Origin of the sequence: Proteus appendicitidis, from assembly GCF_030271835.1 — a bacterium.
Lineage (GTDB): Bacteria > Pseudomonadota > Gammaproteobacteria > Enterobacterales > Enterobacteriaceae > Proteus > Proteus appendicitidis.
Window position 1 is genome coordinate 619242 of sequence record NZ_CP127389.1, and the last position, 17980, is coordinate 637221.

The 17980-nt window shown below is 34.7% G+C and carries 15 protein-coding genes; 3 read left to right on the forward strand and 12 right to left on the reverse strand.

Annotated elements, in window-relative coordinates:
• The first annotated feature begins 90 nt into the window (after positions 1 to 90).
• A complete protein-coding gene (locus QQS39_RS03015; RefSeq protein WP_023582840.1) occupies positions 91 to 993 on the forward strand; it encodes a LysR family transcriptional regulator in 903 nt (300 codons plus the stop codon).
• 87 nt (positions 994 to 1080) lie between these two features.
• Here the strand turns inward: QQS39_RS03015 and QQS39_RS03020 are convergent, their stop codons facing one another.
• The 11 genes from QQS39_RS03020 to QQS39_RS03070 all read right to left on the reverse strand — a co-directional run bounded on the left by QQS39_RS03020 (position 1081) and on the right by QQS39_RS03070 (position 13157).
• Complete coding sequence (locus QQS39_RS03020) at positions 1081 to 1350, reverse strand: PAAR domain-containing protein (RefSeq protein WP_151434215.1); 270 nt, start codon at positions 1348 to 1350, stop codon at positions 1081 to 1083.
• 49 nt (positions 1351 to 1399) lie between these two features.
• Positions 1400 to 2347, reverse strand: coding sequence for a hypothetical protein (locus QQS39_RS03025; RefSeq protein ID WP_285805359.1), 948 nt, complete (start codon positions 2345 to 2347; stop codon positions 1400 to 1402).
• 105 nt (positions 2348 to 2452) lie between these two features.
• Entirely contained in the window at positions 2453 to 3379 is a 927-nt protein-coding gene (locus QQS39_RS03030; RefSeq protein ID WP_285805360.1) for a hypothetical protein, read from the reverse strand.
• Complete coding sequence (locus QQS39_RS03035) at positions 3379 to 6606, reverse strand: toxin VasX (RefSeq protein WP_285805361.1); 3228 nt, start codon at positions 6604 to 6606, stop codon at positions 3379 to 3381. Before QQS39_RS03035 ends, QQS39_RS03030 begins: the two co-directional genes overlap by 1 nt.
• A complete protein-coding gene (locus QQS39_RS03040) occupies positions 6603 to 7823 on the reverse strand; it encodes a DUF4123 domain-containing protein (protein ID WP_196736156.1) in 1221 nt (406 codons plus the stop codon). Before QQS39_RS03040 ends, QQS39_RS03035 begins: the two co-directional genes overlap by 4 nt.
• Positions 7823 to 9985, reverse strand: coding sequence for a type VI secretion system Vgr family protein (locus QQS39_RS03045; protein WP_285805362.1), 2163 nt, complete (start codon positions 9983 to 9985; stop codon positions 7823 to 7825). The genes QQS39_RS03040 and QQS39_RS03045 overlap by 1 nt, the downstream gene beginning before the upstream one ends.
• Positions 9986 to 10645: 660 nt before the next feature.
• Positions 10646 to 11038, reverse strand: a complete 393-nt coding sequence (locus QQS39_RS03050) for a DoxX family protein (RefSeq protein WP_023580968.1) — start codon at positions 11036 to 11038, stop codon at positions 10646 to 10648.
• Between the two features lie 183 nt (positions 11039 to 11221).
• Positions 11222 to 11527 carry a YqjK-like family protein gene (locus tag QQS39_RS03055; protein WP_265576147.1) on the reverse strand — a complete coding sequence of 102 codons (306 nt, stop codon included), beginning with the start codon at positions 11525 to 11527 and terminating at the stop codon, positions 11222 to 11224.
• Complete coding sequence (locus QQS39_RS03060; protein ID WP_151434224.1) at positions 11508 to 11918, reverse strand: phage holin family protein; 411 nt, start codon at positions 11916 to 11918, stop codon at positions 11508 to 11510. Before QQS39_RS03060 ends, QQS39_RS03055 begins: the two co-directional genes overlap by 20 nt.
• 8 nt (positions 11919 to 11926) lie before the next feature.
• Entirely contained in the window at positions 11927 to 12232 is a 306-nt protein-coding gene (locus QQS39_RS03065; protein WP_151434225.1) for an ElaB/YgaM/YqjD family protein, read from the reverse strand.
• A 265-nt stretch (positions 12233 to 12497) separates the two neighbouring features.
• A complete protein-coding gene (locus QQS39_RS03070) occupies positions 12498 to 13157 on the reverse strand; it encodes a DedA family protein (RefSeq protein WP_151434226.1) in 660 nt (219 codons plus the stop codon).
• Between the two features lie 734 nt (positions 13158 to 13891).
• Here QQS39_RS03070 and sstT point away from each other — a divergent pair.
• The gene (sstT, locus tag QQS39_RS03075; RefSeq protein ID WP_285805363.1) at positions 13892 to 15145 is read left to right on the forward strand and encodes a serine/threonine transporter SstT; all 1254 of its coding nucleotides are present in this window, start codon (positions 13892 to 13894) and stop codon (positions 15143 to 15145) included.
• Between the two features lie 105 nt (positions 15146 to 15250).
• Here the strand turns inward: sstT and QQS39_RS03080 are convergent, their stop codons facing one another.
• Positions 15251 to 17269, reverse strand: coding sequence for an NADPH-dependent 2,4-dienoyl-CoA reductase (locus QQS39_RS03080; protein WP_285805364.1), 2019 nt, complete (start codon positions 17267 to 17269; stop codon positions 15251 to 15253).
• Positions 17270 to 17539: 270 nt separating this feature from the next.
• On the opposite strand from QQS39_RS03080, the gene QQS39_RS03085 reads away from it, so the two are divergent.
• Positions 17540 to 17956, forward strand: a complete 417-nt coding sequence (locus QQS39_RS03085) for a DoxX family protein (RefSeq protein ID WP_151434229.1) — start codon at positions 17540 to 17542, stop codon at positions 17954 to 17956.
• Positions 17957 to 17980: the final 24 nt, after the last annotated feature.

Below are 17980 nucleotides of genomic sequence, written 5' to 3' on the forward strand. Positions count from 1 at the left end.
TCAATATATTTATCATAGAGGTATGGACTGTCTATTGTTAGCAAGTTAATCTGGTGCCTATAATCAAATTATTTGATAGAGATAAGTATAATGAGTAAAGACAAAGCAATTACGTTGGAATCTTTACGAGTCATGGATGCCATTGATCGTAGAGGGAGTTTTGCAGCTGCGGCTGATGAACTAAATCGAGTTCCATCGGCACTCAGTTATACCATGCAAAAATTAGAAGAAGATTTAGATGTTGTCCTTTTTGACCGCTCTGGCCATAGAACTAAATTTACCAATGTCGGCAGAATGCTGCTTGATAGAGGACGCATATTACTTGAGGCTGCTGACAAATTAACGTCAGATGCAGAAGCCTTAGCAAGAGGCTGGGAGCCTCATATCACCATTGTTTGTGAAGCGCTCACTCCTGCATCTAGACTCTTTCCTTTGGTTGATAAATTAGCTGAAAAATCCAATACCCAACTCTCTTTAGTGACAGAAGTCTTAGCAGGTGCTTGGGAAAGCTTAGAAAGCGGTAAGTGTGATATTGTGATTTCACCTGATATGCATTTTCGCACTTCATCAGAAATCAACTTTCGCCCTTTATACAATACCACTAGCGTTTATGTCGCCAGCCCAGATCACCCCATCCATAATGAACCTGAGCCATTAGCAGAAGAAACTCGCTTAAAATATCGAGGTATTGCCATTGCAGATACCGCAAGAGAACGCCCAGTTTTAACTGTACTGCTATTAGATAAACAGCGTCGTTTAACGGTCAGTTCTATTGAAGATAAACGTCGTGCTTTAATTGCCGGTTTAGGTGTGGCGACGATGCCAATTGATTTAATTGAAGATGATATTAAAGAAGGGCGTTTACGTGTTGTTGGCCCTGAATATCACCATGAAAATAATATTATTATGGCATGGCGAAGAGATAGTATGGGTGAAGCCAAATCATGGTGCTTACGTGAAATACCTAAACTTTTTGCGAACAATAAAAAATAGTTTTTGTAGATAATTTTTCTATTTTAGATATCGATAAAAATATAGATCCTAACATTAGGCGGAAGCTTCCGCCTAATTAAAAACAGATCACTCCATCGCCACTAATACACAGCCATTCAAACAACCGCATTGCACTTTATGCCCTTCTAATGCGACGGGGATATTGTTTATTTTCATCATGACATCGCCTTCAACAATTTTGCCTTTTTGCTGACAAGCGGGGCAATAGACTTCATCACCAAGGCAAGCTATTTCATAAAGTTGCTTCGCTAATAAAGAACCGCTTAATACGGTTCCTTTTGTATTGGTGGTGTCATTTTTTAAGATGATTTTTCGTCCTTGAATTGTGCTACGCATGTTTATATATCCTTTTATAAATTATTAACATCAAACTTAATTAAAAAATCTAAATGGAACGCTTAATTGCTTCCGATAATTTATTTTCGATTTCTTTACAGGGGGGTAATGCGTTATCAACCAGAAGAACTTGTTGTTCTATTTGTTTATCGAGATCTTTAGGAATAGGTGCTTCTCTAAAAATAGAATATTTTTTTCTTGTATACTTACCTTCAATCAAAGGTGCTAATCCATAAAATAAATATTTGGTAATATACCCTAATCCCCATGCTTTATCATTGCTGCTTCCGCCGCCTAAAAAACTAAACATCGTTAAGTTGGGATAATATTTATGTTCTATTAATTTTTGATTTTCATCAACGCGATATAAAATAAGTGCTAATGTCGGTTTAATATCTGAAAAATTGATTTGAGAATATTTAGCAACATAAACATTCATTTTCATATCCCAAGTATAAAATAATTGTTTTTCTCGGTCACATATTAGATAAGGTCGATTTCTTGCAATAAATCCAAAATAGATCATTGGTAATGAACATAATAATGGAGTTAATAATAAAAATAAATCTAAGAGAATACTTTTTTCTCTTATAAATGAGTTACTATAGTAATAATAATCCCAATAATTTAAAAAAGAAAGTCTCCCATTTTGAATATACTTTTTTTCTAGTTCATCATTATCCCTATGCTGAGGTAATATAACTATGTTATTTTTGTTATCTTTTTTCTCTAATATTCTAAGAAAAATAGATTCTGTATTTTTCCAAGGATCAATATAAATTGTTTTAATGCCATAGCTGAAAGCCCAAAGTAAACCGATAACAAAAGGGATCGCTAACATAGTCCTGCCATTAGAAAAAGCATGACGTATGACTAATCGTAAATTATCTATTTTTTCCACAAAATCAAGCGCACCAGCTTGATATTGAGTCATTTTTGATGTTTCTGTTTGTAATAGTGATTCACAATGATCACTGAGTTTGTGTTTTAGTTCCATCTAGGCTATCTCTTTATATTTATCATCAACAAAGAACCGCTTAATACGGTTCTTTTTGTATTGGTGGTGTAATTTTTTAAGATAATTTTTCGTCCTTGAATTGTGCTACATATTTTTAGCTTTTTCTTTATCGATTTCGACTAAAGTACGTTCTAATTGTTGCTCAAAATCAGTAGGGAGTGGGTTTTTATTAAACCAAAATAACGGTTTTCTTCGACTATAATTAGTCTGACTTATTGCATCTCGACCTTCTTTCATAAACGTATTAATAAAAGTCACAAAATGCTTATTTTCAGCCGTTCTACTAACTAAAAGACCTGTTGAGTATGAAATATTAGGTTTAAAATAGCCTTCTATTAATTTTCCTGTTTTTTTATCAAGACAATAAAGTTTTAAGAACATTAATGTGCCCGCATAACCAAATTCAGCATCACGATAACGCGTTACTAATAACTGTCTGGAATTCCAAACATAAAGAATTTGTCGTTTTCTATCCACTTTTAAAACTACCCAAGGCATATAAAAAATAATCAGCCCCATAAGTATCATTCCAATTAGTGGCATAGAAAATAATGCAACCTCTAGATAGATGGCATTTTTCGTTCCTTGATAAAATTCACCAGAATAATATGCTGTTAGGTAATCCCAATAAGTAACCTCTCGATTAAAATAAGGATAAATTTTATCATAAGTTTTTTTCCATCCTTCACTAAGATTTGAATATTCTTTTTTGTAATCCTTTTCAAAAATAACCACCATTTGTTGAAAATCTTCTCTTCCGTAGTAAATACTTTCAGCTTTATTATAGATCAGATAAAAAAAACTAAAAAATAATACGATAAAGATAGGAATTGCGATATTTTTAATAAGGTTTCGATTAGGTGAGTCAATTTCACATTTATCTTCAGTTAACTCATTTAAAAAATCAAAATCTTTTAATTTGATATTTTTATTGTAAGCATCTTGATCTTCTTTAAAGAGATTCATTTTTATTTTATGAGGATTATTTGTACCACTAAATAGACTTGCCATTAATTCACCTTATCATTAATAAAACCAATTAATTCTTGGTTAAGATCAAAATCTTTATATCTCCTTGGAGAGATAATGTTTTTCCCTTCATCAATCTTATAATACCAAAAAATTGATGGAATAGATTCTGTTGGATTATAAATATCTTGTTTATATTCAAAATCAAAATTAACAATAAAGTTTCCATCTTTATCAAAACAGTTTTTTTCTATAGAACTAGCCACTGCTTTTTCTAGTGATTGTTTAAAAAGCTCATTATATCTTTTATTATTTGATAAATAGTATCTTCTTGAATCAAACTCCATAAAAAAGGAAAGTTCTTTATAATACTTAGATAAATTATATTTCTCTGAATCATAGTCATCTGCATTAGAAAGATATATATTTTCAACTAATTTATATTCTATATCAGAAACACCAGGTTTAAAACTAGGCAATATAAATTTATAAGATACTTTTTTTTCATAATCCTTGTTATTAGAAGTAATATTCTTTATTTCTATTTCAACTTTAGGAGAAAAGAATATATTATAAAACTCTTGTAATTCCACTTCAAAATAAATTTCATTTTTGCTAAAATTATTGGCGTATAGTTTTAACTGATAGTCTATATCTTTTCTTCTACTATTTTTATCTTTTTTCCCATAAGCAATATATTGACTGCCTCTTCCCCAAAAGCAATTTTGTAATAATTTTTCCAATACTCCCCAATCATATTTTTTACTATAAATGTAACTACCTATTAATCCTAAAATACCACCAATAATCAGAACCCAACCAATTGGGTTATAAATATTTGCAACACCAACTTCGGTTCCTAACGCCAAAATACCTAAGGATAGTGCTAATGAACTAAAAGCTTCAGTAACTTTAGCCCAAGCTAAATCATCATTACCAATTGTATATGCTGAATAGGATTCAGATAAGGGAAGTGCAAATCCTAGAATAATAACTGTTTGCGTTAATCTATTTAAAGCTAATTTACTAAATCGAGAACTAACTTCAGGTAATTTAACCTTATTTAAAAATGTACTATATCTAGGATTAATAACAAGACTTGCATATTTTTGTATTGAATTTTGAATATCTACAAAAGCTTGTATACTTGCAAATAAATTATACCCTATTTGTAATATAAATATATTTTTTGCTTCCAGTGCTAATGGATTACTTTTTTCAAATTCAGTTGGATATTTAGCTGTAGCCAAACCTATAATCCCGCTGACAAGCCAAAAAACATCTTTTGCAATAAGTGTTGTCGCGCTTACATCATAAAAACTAAAATTTGAGTTTTTATTTAACTTTGAATTCTTACTTGTACTTAAATTTTCGGATATCCATTTAAAACTTGGCAAATTTATTACTACATTGTTACCTGCTCCTTTGATTCTTTCTTTCCAGTTAAACATTTTTTCCATTACTTTTTGATTGTTTATTGAAAATGAAGATTGTTGTTTTAACTTATTTAGCAATTTATTAAATTGCTCTCCAGTCATTTCACTAAAATTAGTGTAACTTACATAAACACCAAAGTAAGATAAAATTGCAGGAAGGATCTTATTAGCGATTATATCCACTCCTTTTAAACTAATTCCTCTTGAATGAGCAGAAATATTCTTTAATTTATTATGAGTATGTGTAAACGCATAACCTAATGAATCCCAAAAAATAAAAATAGCAGATTTTACTACAGGAAGTATTTTTTCAATTAATTTCTCATTACTTTTATCTCTAACCTTGTCTTGAGATAAGATATAAAATATCACTTTTGCAAAGCCGGCTAAAAAATCATCGTCTTGCTTGAAAGAATATAATAAATCAAGCAATTCTTTTCCTGCTTTTGAACTATGCAATGGATGTAATAATGTAGAATGAAGTTCACAATAGCTAACTAGATCTCTTAAAAAATCACTATGCCAAACATTGCTTTTCTCTAGTTGTTCTTTTATTAAAAAAACATGATCTACATAGTTTTGAATTCCACCTATTTTAGGTGCTATCATAGGATCTGTTAAAAAATCTTGGTAGAGATTAACAATACCTAATTGAATTTTTTGAAAATCTAAATAACAACTTTCAATTTGTGCTGTATATTTATTCAACGCATCAAACTTTATACTTTTATCTAGGATCTCTTTTAGCTCTTTTCCAGCTTCAGGAGACATACTTTTATTTTTTGTTTGTTCATCAAGTTTTTTAATAAATGTCCCTACTGTATTAGGATAACTCCAATGCCCTTGAAATAAAGTATAAATACCGGTAATAAAGAGATAAAATGATAATATATCTTTTTGATATCCAATGGGGTCATAAAGAATTACTAAAGTAGCGTTTTCATTTTCATCTAATGTTTTCTGAAGTTGATTAACAAGCTTCTTCGAATTTTGCGTAACACTTATATTTCCTGTTACTTCTGAAAAATATTCACCCGGTAGATCCCGTTTTATTTTCTTAGCTTCATCAATAAATGCTTCAAATTTTTTCTCCTCATTTTTATAGTCCTCGATAAGTGCAGAAATATTATCTGCCGTTGGTTTAATACAATAATCATTTTTTTCTAATGCTATTAAGTTAACGAATTGCATAAAAGATTTTCTATATTTTTTATTTTTTATAATCTTTTTTAAAACATAAGGAGATAACTCTATATCACTAAATAAAAAAGATGCATTAATAACATCTTTTTTTATTGCCAAATAAGGATATTGTTTTTTATCTTCACTAATAGTTAACTCACCTGATTTTTCATCTACAAAAACAGTATTCTTAATGAACTTTTCTTCTGCTGTCCCATTTTTTTTTGCAGATAAACTTTCAGAACTGTCATCACTATCATTATATAATTTTTCATTATAAGAATAATTTATTTGATGTTCGAAAATAACTAAATTGCCAGTTTTATTATTTCTTGTTGGAAACTGTCCTTCTTCAAAAATATAGATCCAGCCTTGTCGTAATAAACGAGCTGAAAATCCTCGGTTTTCATCAACACTACTTGCATTAAGCAATGTTTCTATAGATGGTGGTAATGCAGCCTTTGCATTTTCATTACCATATAAATTCGAATAAGCATACCTTACCGGATATACTGCTCTATGATCATCTTCACATGGACATACAACGGCGTCTGCCTGTAAATTACGAGGACTCATTTCATTTATTTTTTGAACAACATCAACTGTATTTGTCGTTTTTTCGGTTTCTGTTGTAATTTTATTTTCCGTCATGAGTTCACTCCTTGATTATCTGAACAATATATATAGCGATGATAGCTAAAAAGAACTTGGTTATGTTTATAAGGCATTGCGTATTCAGTCGCTTCTTCCCATTTTCGAAGATCATCTCCACTAATATAACGAGCCAATAAGGTATATAAAATAGCTTGTGTCTGTGTGATATCTTCTAGAAAGCTTTGATTAGCTAATTTTAAGCAATAGTTATCTAATTCAATCGTATTATTATCATTTGCATCTGGTGAAAATTGAATAATTAATTGTTTTGCTTTCGCTATATTCTGTATTAATGTTAGATTTGAATAATATCTATACAATTTCTCATTAATAAATAATGATTCCTTGACTCCATCATGACTTAAATAATGAGAATTAAATGTAATTTTAATACCATCAATATATTCTTTATTATACCCATAGAATGCATTGATACCACTCACAACATTAAGAAGTTGCCCTTCCTTTAAGGACTCAATAAAAGGGATAAAATGAGTCACATCATAAAAACGGAAAAAATTCCATGTATTTAATTTTTGGTTATATAAATAAGTTAACTTTCGTAGTTGACGATGTAATTCAAAAAATGGTTTAGAACTATTTAAAAATAATCCTAATGTGCCTTTATTTGGCATACACATATAATCATTTAATAATCGTTGTCCTGCTTTATTAGATAAAATTTGTACTAGATAAGGTGCATTATCCTCTAAACTGGTTTGTGTTTCTCCTTGATAAAGAGGCTGCCAAGGTAAACAAGAACCATATAGCATAGGAACGAGTGATTGCCCTGTTTGTCGTAAATATTCTCCACTATCAATCACTAAATATAATGTACAGCCATTGATAAACTCAGGGGCGCCTGCTTGATAATAAATATCACCTTTTTCTGACGGAAGTGGATTTGTTAGGTTTTTTTCATCAATAAGAATAGCGTTTATTTGTTCACTATTTTGCTTACGAAGTTGACGAATTAAAGATAATTCAAGTTTATTACTGCTTTTTATAAACGTTATTGCAGGGGCAATATCATCATATACTGCGGTACTATATTGCTCTTTATATTGACTAAAATAGTGACGCATTTCACTGATAGCCTGATCTTCATTTTCCCCTAATAATGTCATATAACCACAGAATTCTTCACCATTTCGAATATAGTGACATTGCGCAATCCAATACTTTTGATAGATTTTATTTATTGTCGAAGTCATTATGGCGTATCCTGTTTTAACGCTTTTGCTCGACAATCTTCTGCTAGCGGTAGTCCTTCATTTACAGCAGACTCTAATGAAGGCACAACTTCAGGAGCGCCTCCAGTAATAGAAACATTTCCTCTTAACGTTATATTTCCGGTAATGGTGACACCTTGGGCATCAATTTGAATACTTCCTGATTTCCCTTTAATTAGCATGGTATCACTCGCTTGAAGCGTGTGTATTTTTGTATGGGAATGAATACCACCAGCAACCGTCAATTTATAATCATTTTGTATATCACACTGTTTATTTTCACCTACCTCTTGAAAATGACTAGCATAGATCACTTCTTTCCAATGATTATCAATCCGAGTAATGCGATCTTTACCAATTTGCTCGAATTGATTGGCACCTACGTTAAGAGTTTGCTCATTAACTATACGAATAAATTCATTATGACAAACCTCATGTTTACGATTATTCGCAACCTCATGAGATTCATCATTGCCAATATATTGGAATTTATTGTGATTAATATGTGTATTCTGATTCCGCTGCGCATGTAAATACACTTCTTCGCGTCCGCCGGCATCCTCAAATCGCAGTTCATTAAATCCTGTGCCTTTATGCGTTTTTGTACGAAAAGTGGTTCGGGTTTTATCTTTGGGTAAATCTAGTGGTGGGGCATTGCGACCGTTATAAGTACAGCCCGTAATAATCGGTCTATCAATATCACCATTTAAATAAGAAACAATCACTTCTTGCCCAATACGCGGGATCGCCATAAAGCCGTAGCCATCGCCATTCCAACCTTGTGCAACGCGCAACCAACACGAACCACTATGATCAGGCTTTCCGCGTCTATCCCAGTGAAAATAAACTTTTACCGCACCTTGTTCATCGGTATAAATCTCTTCACCTTCAGGTCCTACTACGGTCGCTAACTCGTCACCATCTGCCAGAGGTTTATAATGAAAAGGTGGACGCCATTCTTGTGTGCCAGGAATAAATGTCACGTGATTGCTCAACTGGGTGCCTTCACCGCCCCCGTTATCCGCAGAGGGCTGTACACCGTGATGCGAAACACTGATCACTTGCCAACGCGAATTCATTCTCGCACTCGGGTGATTGGTTAAGGTAAACACTTTGCCCGGCATTAATGCAAAACAGTTGGTGCTTGCCGAGCCGGTTTGACGATGGTTTTGCGATTGTTCATAGCGCAGTTGATTCAATGGTTGAGCATGGGCATCTTCTTGAAAACGTCCATAACTCTCAAAAACAGGATGTTGTTGATGAACGTCACCCGTTGTTTCTTGTGATAACGGGTAAGAAGGACGCATAGGGTTATAATCTTTATCGATGCGCACATCACTGCATAAACGTTCGGTATAGCGCCATGTGGTGGCAGTGGTGTCGGTAATATCGGTTTCTGCTTGTGGGTTATAGGTTAGCGTGATCCCCGCGGTCATTCCTAAATGGTTATCGCTATAAAACAGTTTTGGCCCTTCTTCAAACCAAAAGTTGATCCCCTCTTCAAAGGCTAGGCGACACCAAAATGCATAAGCAGACTCGCGCTTTTGAGTGATATAGCGACGAGTTTGATGCAGTTCAGGTTGATAAAACTGGTTGTCATATTTGATATGGGCTTCATCCAGCAATTGCTGAAGAATTTGTGGCACCGTTTTATTCTGGAAAATACGGCTATCTTGGTTCAGCGTCATCACCCACATTTCTGGGCGAATAACAAATTGATACCACGTTTTAACGCCATCGGTATTGCCTTGTTCGGCACTTGCCAACAAACCTTGAACAGTGCGAAGTGTTTTACCATCACGACTGACCGTTAACGATGAAGCTACGCCTAATTGATTGGAAAAATCGATGTCGTTTTGCTCGCTCACCGCGTGAATCGACAGAGTGAAAAGTTCTGATAACCCTTCGTTTAAATCGAATTGGGTGACTTGAAAGGTGCTTGCGGGTAAGCCGCCAATTTGGCAAGTAAACACTAACCCCGTGTGCAGTAATCCTTTACCTAACGTTTCGAGTAATTCGCTGTATTTTTTAATGCGAGCTTGTTGTTCTGAGAATGTCATCCCCATTTTAAAGGAGGGTGATGATGTCGGATCATCTAATACCAAACGGGGTTTAGGGGTATTGTTAGCGTCATTCGTTGACATAAAAGCTCCCATTTAACTGTGACAAACACGCAATAAAAAAGACAAAAAAATAAGCCTAAAAAAGTATCTATTGAATAATAGGCCCATAAATGAGCCTTTAATTGATTAGAGTAGCTTAAGTACTTTTAATAAGAAGTAAAGGAAGGGGCGGGGCGAACAAGCATTATATCCTCGTAGGATAAGTGACTTAGCGTAAAATAATTGTTCATACGGTATTTACTACTTTCGTTTCTTAAAATAAGTGTATTTACTTATATTATTCTCTTTCGTAAATGTCCGAAATCTCGCTAAAGCCAGTCAGGTCTAATGTACATGAATTTTTAATATGTAACAAAATGTGTATTTTATTTCAAATTGTAACATCCTTGATTTGTAAGGGAAAAATAACATACTTTTTAAAATAATAAGCAAGCTACGATTTTTATCATCAATGACGAAAAAAACCGCACCTAAAATTTCACACATCACAGAAGATTCATTTAAATAAAGACAAAAATATCACTGATAGAGTGAATTTGAGGATGGGGTGGGGGTAACAGAAAGAAAATTAATAAAATTTATATAAATACAGTTAAAAAAAAAGAACCCTATGTTTAAAACATGGGATTCTTATCGATTTAAAGATCCCCTAGAGGATCTTTTTTGTTTCTAAAGGGGTTATTACCAATTTTTATTGAAAATACGATCTAAGCTCCATTTACCTGGACCTGTGATAACCAGTAATAAATATCCACCAGCGATTGTCATATTTTTCATAAACATTAATTGGTTCATGCCTTCAGCAAAATTGCTGTGGAACAGCAGTGCGGTTAGAAGAGTAAATACCGCAGTAAAGATTGCTGTTGTGCGAGTTAAGAAACCAAATAAGATTGCTAATCCACCGCCTAATTCTAATAAAATAGTCAGTGGCAATAAGAAACCTGGAACACCCATTGCTTGCATATATTGCTGTGTTCCTTCGTAGCCACCAATTTTTCCGTAGCCTGCACTAATAAATAAAATAGGCATTAAAATACGGGCAATTAATAATGCAATGTCTTCAAATTTTTTCATGGTCTTTATTCCTAATTCAACTCTATTATTCGCAATGTATATCGATTTGTATTGTATTTTCGTCGGCTATTTTTCTATTTTTAGATTTAATAACCACGGCTACGTTGTGAGATATACAATAATGTGAATTGAGCAAAGAGGATATTAAGAAGAATTAACATTCTTAGACAAAAAAATTGATGTTCAATCTGAGGTTTTTTTGAAGGACTTTTGGATTGTACGAATTAAACCAATTGCACCGATGGCACGTTGCCCTAATTGTATGATTTTTCTAGGGTGTTTGATGCTATAAAGAGAAATAAAACTAGCGCCCACTAACAATGCGGGTTTTAAAGAAACTAAAATTCGCCACGCTTTATCATAAGGCTCTGTCACATCAAGCCAAGTTTGCGTGCTTTGCCCTAAATCAGAACGCTGTTGCTGAATTTTATTCAACAACAGCTTTTTACGTCTTGCGAGGATCGTCTGCTTATTTTGTTTGTTCATCATGATATTGCTCCAAAAGACGTTTATCTAATTCCAATTGCTGGCGAGTATCGCCTAATAAGGTGGAATTTCGCGCTTTTCTTAATGTCATGATGGCACCAATCAGTGCACAAAAAAGTAAAGTAGCGGTTGTGATGGCTAAAGCATAAACTCGATATTCAGGTGGAATAACCCAAAAAATCAGAACAAGTAAACTCATTAAGCCAAAAGCGGTGAGCAACAAAGTAACACCCGCCATTAAAATAAGCTGGATAAGCGTGGTTTTTTCTTCTTCCAGTTCAACGGCAATCAAGTTTAGGCGTGTTTCAACCATGCCTATGACAATAGCACCAATCTTACTGATAGAATTCAGAACCCCGGATGCGGGGCCCTGTGGTCTTTGTGTATCACTCATAGGTGTGATTAGCGTTTAGCTAGCAGAACACCAAGAACAACACCAACTGCGGCACCAATACCGATACCTGTCCATGGATTTTCACGAACATAGTTATCTGCTTTTCCAGCGATTTCCTTGGTGTTATCGACAATTTCTCGACCAGCATCACTGAGTTTTGCACGAGAACCTTTGATTGCTGATTCTGCTTTTGCGCGTAAGCTTTGGATTTCTTCTTTAGATTTATCTGCAGAGGAGTTCAGTACTTCTTCTAGAGTATCAGCAAGAGATTTCAATTCACTACGCAGATCTTCATTGGAACGTTGATGAGACATAGGCAACTCCTTTAATAATGACAGGTTAATACTTATAACCATAGACCAATTTTGTCTCTTAATAAAATTAAATATTGATGTAATCAGGTAAAAAAGAGAAAAATCTTAATTAGACGGGAATATTTATTGTATTACTTACGATGAAAAAAGAAGAGATCATCCATAAAATAAAAGCCTGTTCAGTTCTCTGAAACAGGCTTTTAGTATGCGTTTTATGACTTTATTTTGTATTCAGAATATCTTGATGTTATTAGAAAATGCAGCGTTAGCTCACTTTCTTTTTCTTTTTAATGACAACCCAGATGCTACCAATTAATCCTATAACTAATAGGCAAACAGGTAATAGCATAAGAATATTCATTAAATGGTGTTCGTATTGACGAAATAGGGGGCTATTACCTAATAAATAACCCAGCGTGGTCAGAATACCTACCCATAAAAGTCCACTTAACCAGTTGAAAATTTGAAAGCGGGTATTGTTCAATCCAGCAAGGCCAGCAATTGTTGGCAACAATGTTCTAACGAATGCTAAAAAGCGACCAATAAGTAATGCGGCTAAGCCATGACGATGAAAAAGCCCATGCGCACGTTGGTGGTAATGTTCTGGTAGATGCGATAGCCAACTGCGTACTAATTTCGTATTTCCAAGCCATCGCCCTTGAAGATAGCCCAACCAACAGCCTAGGCTCGCGCCAGCGGTCAAAATAAGTAAGGTCAATGGAAAATCCATTGTATCTTTAGCAATTAACACGCCCACTAAAATTAATAAGCTATCTCCTGGTAAGAAAGCTGCGGGCAATACTCCGTTTTCTAGGAATAGTATGGTGAATAATAAAATGTAGATAATCCATATTAATGAAGGATTAGCTAAGGTTTCGTAATCTTGGTGCCATAGCGCCAAGAATAGCTCTCTTACGATTTCCATATAAAAGGCTTCCTAAAACTGAGTCATTTGGGGGTAAATATAAAATCAATAGGTGTTGTAATCTATTTACCCGTTTTCTACTTCATAGGGTCTATTTTTCATTGTTTAAAACAGCAACACTCTAACAAAATCATGAAAAACTAGACAGAAAATTTTTTAACTGGATGACGACACTACTTATACATGGATATTGGATCTCGAAAAATAGACATCTAATCTCTTTTTGAGTTCAGAATAGGTGCTTTTTAAAAAGAAAAACTTAATAAGATGAATAATACTGAGAGTCGCTCTCTATTTTATAGCATTCATAAAAGATAAATTTTTAATATTAATTGATAAAAATAAAACGTTATCTTGTTTATATCGCTCATCTTTTTTGTGTGTTTTTTATCCAAATTAAGGAAGGTTAGAAAGGATAATTGTTAGTGATAATGTTAATAAAAAAGACAGTCAGTTGATTAATAAAATGCAAAAGAAGAGAAACAAAATAAAAAATAAGTAAGATGGTTAAGTATAACTCACTGATAATAATAATTTCTTTCATTCTATATTGGTATATTAAAAAGAACAAAATCCTCTTATGATCACAGTTGTGTTATTTTATTGTTAACAAAAACGGTTAATGCTGTATATTTTGCATAATCAGCTTTTCAGCGCGATTCAATTCCTTATACTGGCATTGCAAACACTCAAGAATGCCTTTTTTAAATATTATTTTAAGTAATGGAATAGCTATGGATAAACAACAATCCAGAGTCTTCGGCCTGTTCTTTAAGGGAAGCCTCGTCAAACAAATACTCGTTGGTTTAGTTGCAGGGATTTTACTTGCTTGGTTAGCGCCAGAAGCTGCCAAGATGATGAATCTATTAGGCACCCTGTTTATTAGCGCACTGAAAGCTGTAGCACCTATCTTAGTATGGGTACTGGTTATGGCTTCGATTGCTAATCACCGTCAAGGGCAAAAATCGAATATTCGCCCTGTATTAATTCTATATCTATTAGCAACGTTTTTTGCTGCATTAACCGCAGTTGTTGCCAGCTTTATGTTCCCATCAGTTTTAACACTGGTTGTTAATGAATCACAATTGTCACCACCTGAAAATATTGCTGAAGTTCTTAAAGGCGTATTAATTAATGTGGTCGCAAACCCTGTTGATGCGCTTATCAATGGTAACTATATGGGCATTCTAGCGTGGTCTATCGGGCTTGGCTTAGCATTACGTCATGCAAGTGATACCACTAAAGCCTTAACGCAAGATTTAGCTGACGCAGTAACAAATTTAGTACGTGTTGTTATTCGTTTAGCTCCTATCGGTATTTTTGGTTTAGTGTCATCAACTATTGCAACAACAGGCTTTGAGGTCTTAGCGGGTTACTTACAAGTTCTTGTTGTATTGATTGGCTGTATGTTGTTTGTTGCTTTAGTTGTGAACCCACTGATTGTATTTTGGAAAATTCGCAGTAATCCATATCCATTAGTATGGGCATGTCTGCGTGAAAGTGGTGTAACTGCCTTCTTTACACGTAGCTCCGCAGCAAATATTCCTGTGAATATGGCAATGTGTCGTCGTATGAATTTAGACGAAGATACTTATTCTGTTTCAATTCCATTAGGCGCGACCATCAATATGGGTGGCGCGGCAATTACTATCACTATTTTGACATTAGCCGCAGTAAATACATTGGGTATGCCAGTCGATATTCCAACTGCGTTATTGCTAAGCCTTGTTGCTGCAATTTGTGCATGTGGTGCATCAGGTGTTGCGGGTGGTTCATTATTGTTAATTCCGCTGGCTTGTAGCATGTTTGGTATTAACAATGATATCGCTATGCAAGTGGTTGCTGTGGGCGTGATGATTGGAGTGTTACAAGATTCAGCAGAGACTGCACTGAACTCATCAACGGATGTTCTCTTTACTGCAACCGTCTGTATTGCTGAAGATAATCGTATTTCAGATAATCCATTAACTGAAAAAAATAATGGGTAAAAAGGGTAAGTAGTAAAACAGGAAGAGCTGTAAAAATAATAATTAATAAAAAATAGAACCCCACATTTATGTGGGGTTTCTTTTTGCTTTGCTAATCTTAATTGATTAAATTTCTAGGGCGAGTTCTGTGCCTTGTCTAATAGCGCGTTTTGCATCTAATGCACTGGCATCTTTTGCTCCACCAATAAGATGAACCGTTTTATTTTCTTTTTCTAAAGGCATAAGCAATGGGTGATAAGCGCGTTGCCCTGTACACAATATAATATTATCAGCAGGAATAAGTTGTTGTTTTCCATCCTGTTCAATAACTAGACCTTCTGGTGTGATCCTTTGGTAGTTGCAATGGGTTAAAAATTTAACCCCTTTTTTCTCTAGCGTTAAACGATGTATCCAACCCGTTGTTTTACCTAGGCTTAAGCCTATTTTCCCGGCTTTACGCTGTGTCATAACAATGTGTTTAGTATCGTCTTTAAGGTGATTTGCGGGCTTTATGCCACCACGATAAGAAAGTGTGGGATCAATACCCCATTCTTTATTAAAGGCGCAAGGGCTTAGGCTACTACATTGCCCTTTTTGCGTAAGATAAAGGCTTGCATCAAAGCCAATTCCGCCACTCCCTATGATGACAACATTTTTACCTACGGGTTGGTGGTGTTTAAGAACGTCGAGATAAGATTTTACAATGGGAGCATCAAGACCTTCAATCTCAGGAATATGAGGTTTAACGCCACTCGCTAAAATGACTTCATCAAAGTTTTCAAGATGTTCAGGGGTGGCTTCGGTATTATTTTTAACAATCACACCAGTGAGTTGTAGCTGTCGTTTAAAGTAGCGTAATGTCTCTTGAAATTCTTCTTTCCCCGGAATTTGGCTGGCAATGTTCAGTTGTCCACCAATAACATCTTCTTTTTCAAACAACGTAACATGATGACCTCGTTTCGCTGCCATAACAGCAAAAGACAAACCCGCAGGACCCGCTCCGACAACCGCTAATTTTTTAGGCTGTAGAGTGGGAATAACTAGAAGTTCTGTTTCTCGACAAGCAAAAGGATTAACTAAACAAGAGGCAGTTTGCCCCGAAAATATTTCATCAAGGCATGCCTGATTGCAAGCGATGCAAGTATTGATTTCGTCTTCACGTCCCTGCTGTGCTTTAAGTACAAACTCAGGATCAGCAAGAAAAGGGCGAGCCATTGAGACCATATCAGCACAGCCTTCAGCTAAAATAGCTTCTGCGGTTTGTGGTGTGTTAATTCGGTTGGATGTAATCAGTGGGATATTCACTTTTCCCATTAATTCGCGTGTTACATTTGAAAATTGACCTCTTGGTACCATGGTGGCTATCGTTGGAATTCGTGCTTCGTGCCAGCCGATCCCCGTGTTGATCATGGTAGCACCGGCTTTTTCAACGGCTTTGGCAAGGTAAAGTACCTCTGATGCATCTGAGCCATCTTTAATTAAATCCAACATAGAAAGACGGTAAATAATAATAAACTGCTCACCGACGGTTTTTTTTATGCCTTCAAGAATACGTAGCGCAAAACGACAACGATTTTCAATATTTCCCCCCCATTGATCGTCTCGTTGATTAGTATGGCTGACTAAAAACTGATTAATTAAATAGCCTTCAGATCCCATAATTTCTACACCATCATAGCCTGCTTTTTGTGCCAATTGAGCGCAATGAATGTAATCATTGATGGTTTGTTCGATTTGTTCATGGCTCATGGCTTTTGGCATAAACGGGGTGATTGGTGATTGAATGGCTGAAGGTGCAACTAAATTAGGTTGGTAGCTATAACGACCGGTATGCAATATCTGTAATGCAATTTTACCTCCTTGCTGATGAACTGCATCTGTAACAAGTTGATGAGTGGTTAGTTGGCTTTCAGACATCAAGGTTGCGGCATGTGGCAATAACACCCCTTGTTTATTGGGAGAGATCCCGCCAGTCACTATTAATGCAACACCTGCAGCGGCTCTTTTGGCATAAAACTGTGCAAGTTTTGGGGCGTCATTTGGATTTTCTTCAAGCCCAGTATGCATCGATCCCATAAGAATACGGTTTTTAAGTGTGGTAAACCCTAAATCAAGAGGCGAAAATAGATGAGAATAATGTGCCATCGGATACCCTTTTTATACTGGTCAGATGAGATATCTATTAGCATAACGAGAAGTGAGTGATTAAGAGTTTATTATGTTAATAAGTTGTGATCTTAATCATGGAAAAGGTGAGTAGAGGGCGATAAAGCAATAATAATCTAAGTGATTAGTTAATGAGAACAAATAGTGATAATAAAAATCACACTCATTCATAATATTTCATCATATAATGTAGTGTACCTATTAATACGTATTAAAAACACACATCACTATTTTGAATTTGGAGACGTTATGATTAATAAATTTAATCAACTTGTTGACTGTTCTGACTTAGGTAAATTGGTATTACGTGTTTCTCTTGGAGTTTTAATGTTACTACATGGGCTTCATAAAATGGAACCGGGCGGATTAGCAGGTATTCAGGGAATGTTAGCTAATGTTAATCTACCTACCTTTATTGCCTACGGTACAGTGATTGGGGAAGTGGTTGCTCCTATTTTACTGATTATCGGTTTATTTACTCGTGCGTCAGCACTTGTTTTAGCAGGTACAATGTTTGTTGCTGTATTGATGGTTCATTCTGGTGATCTATTTGCATTAAACCCTAAAACAGGGGGATGGGCGCCAGAAAGTGCGGGCTTTTATCTATTTGCCGCGATTGCTGTTATGTTTTTAGGCAGTGGTCGTTTTGCTGTTAAAAAAGATTAATAAATTTAATAATCAATGAATTTG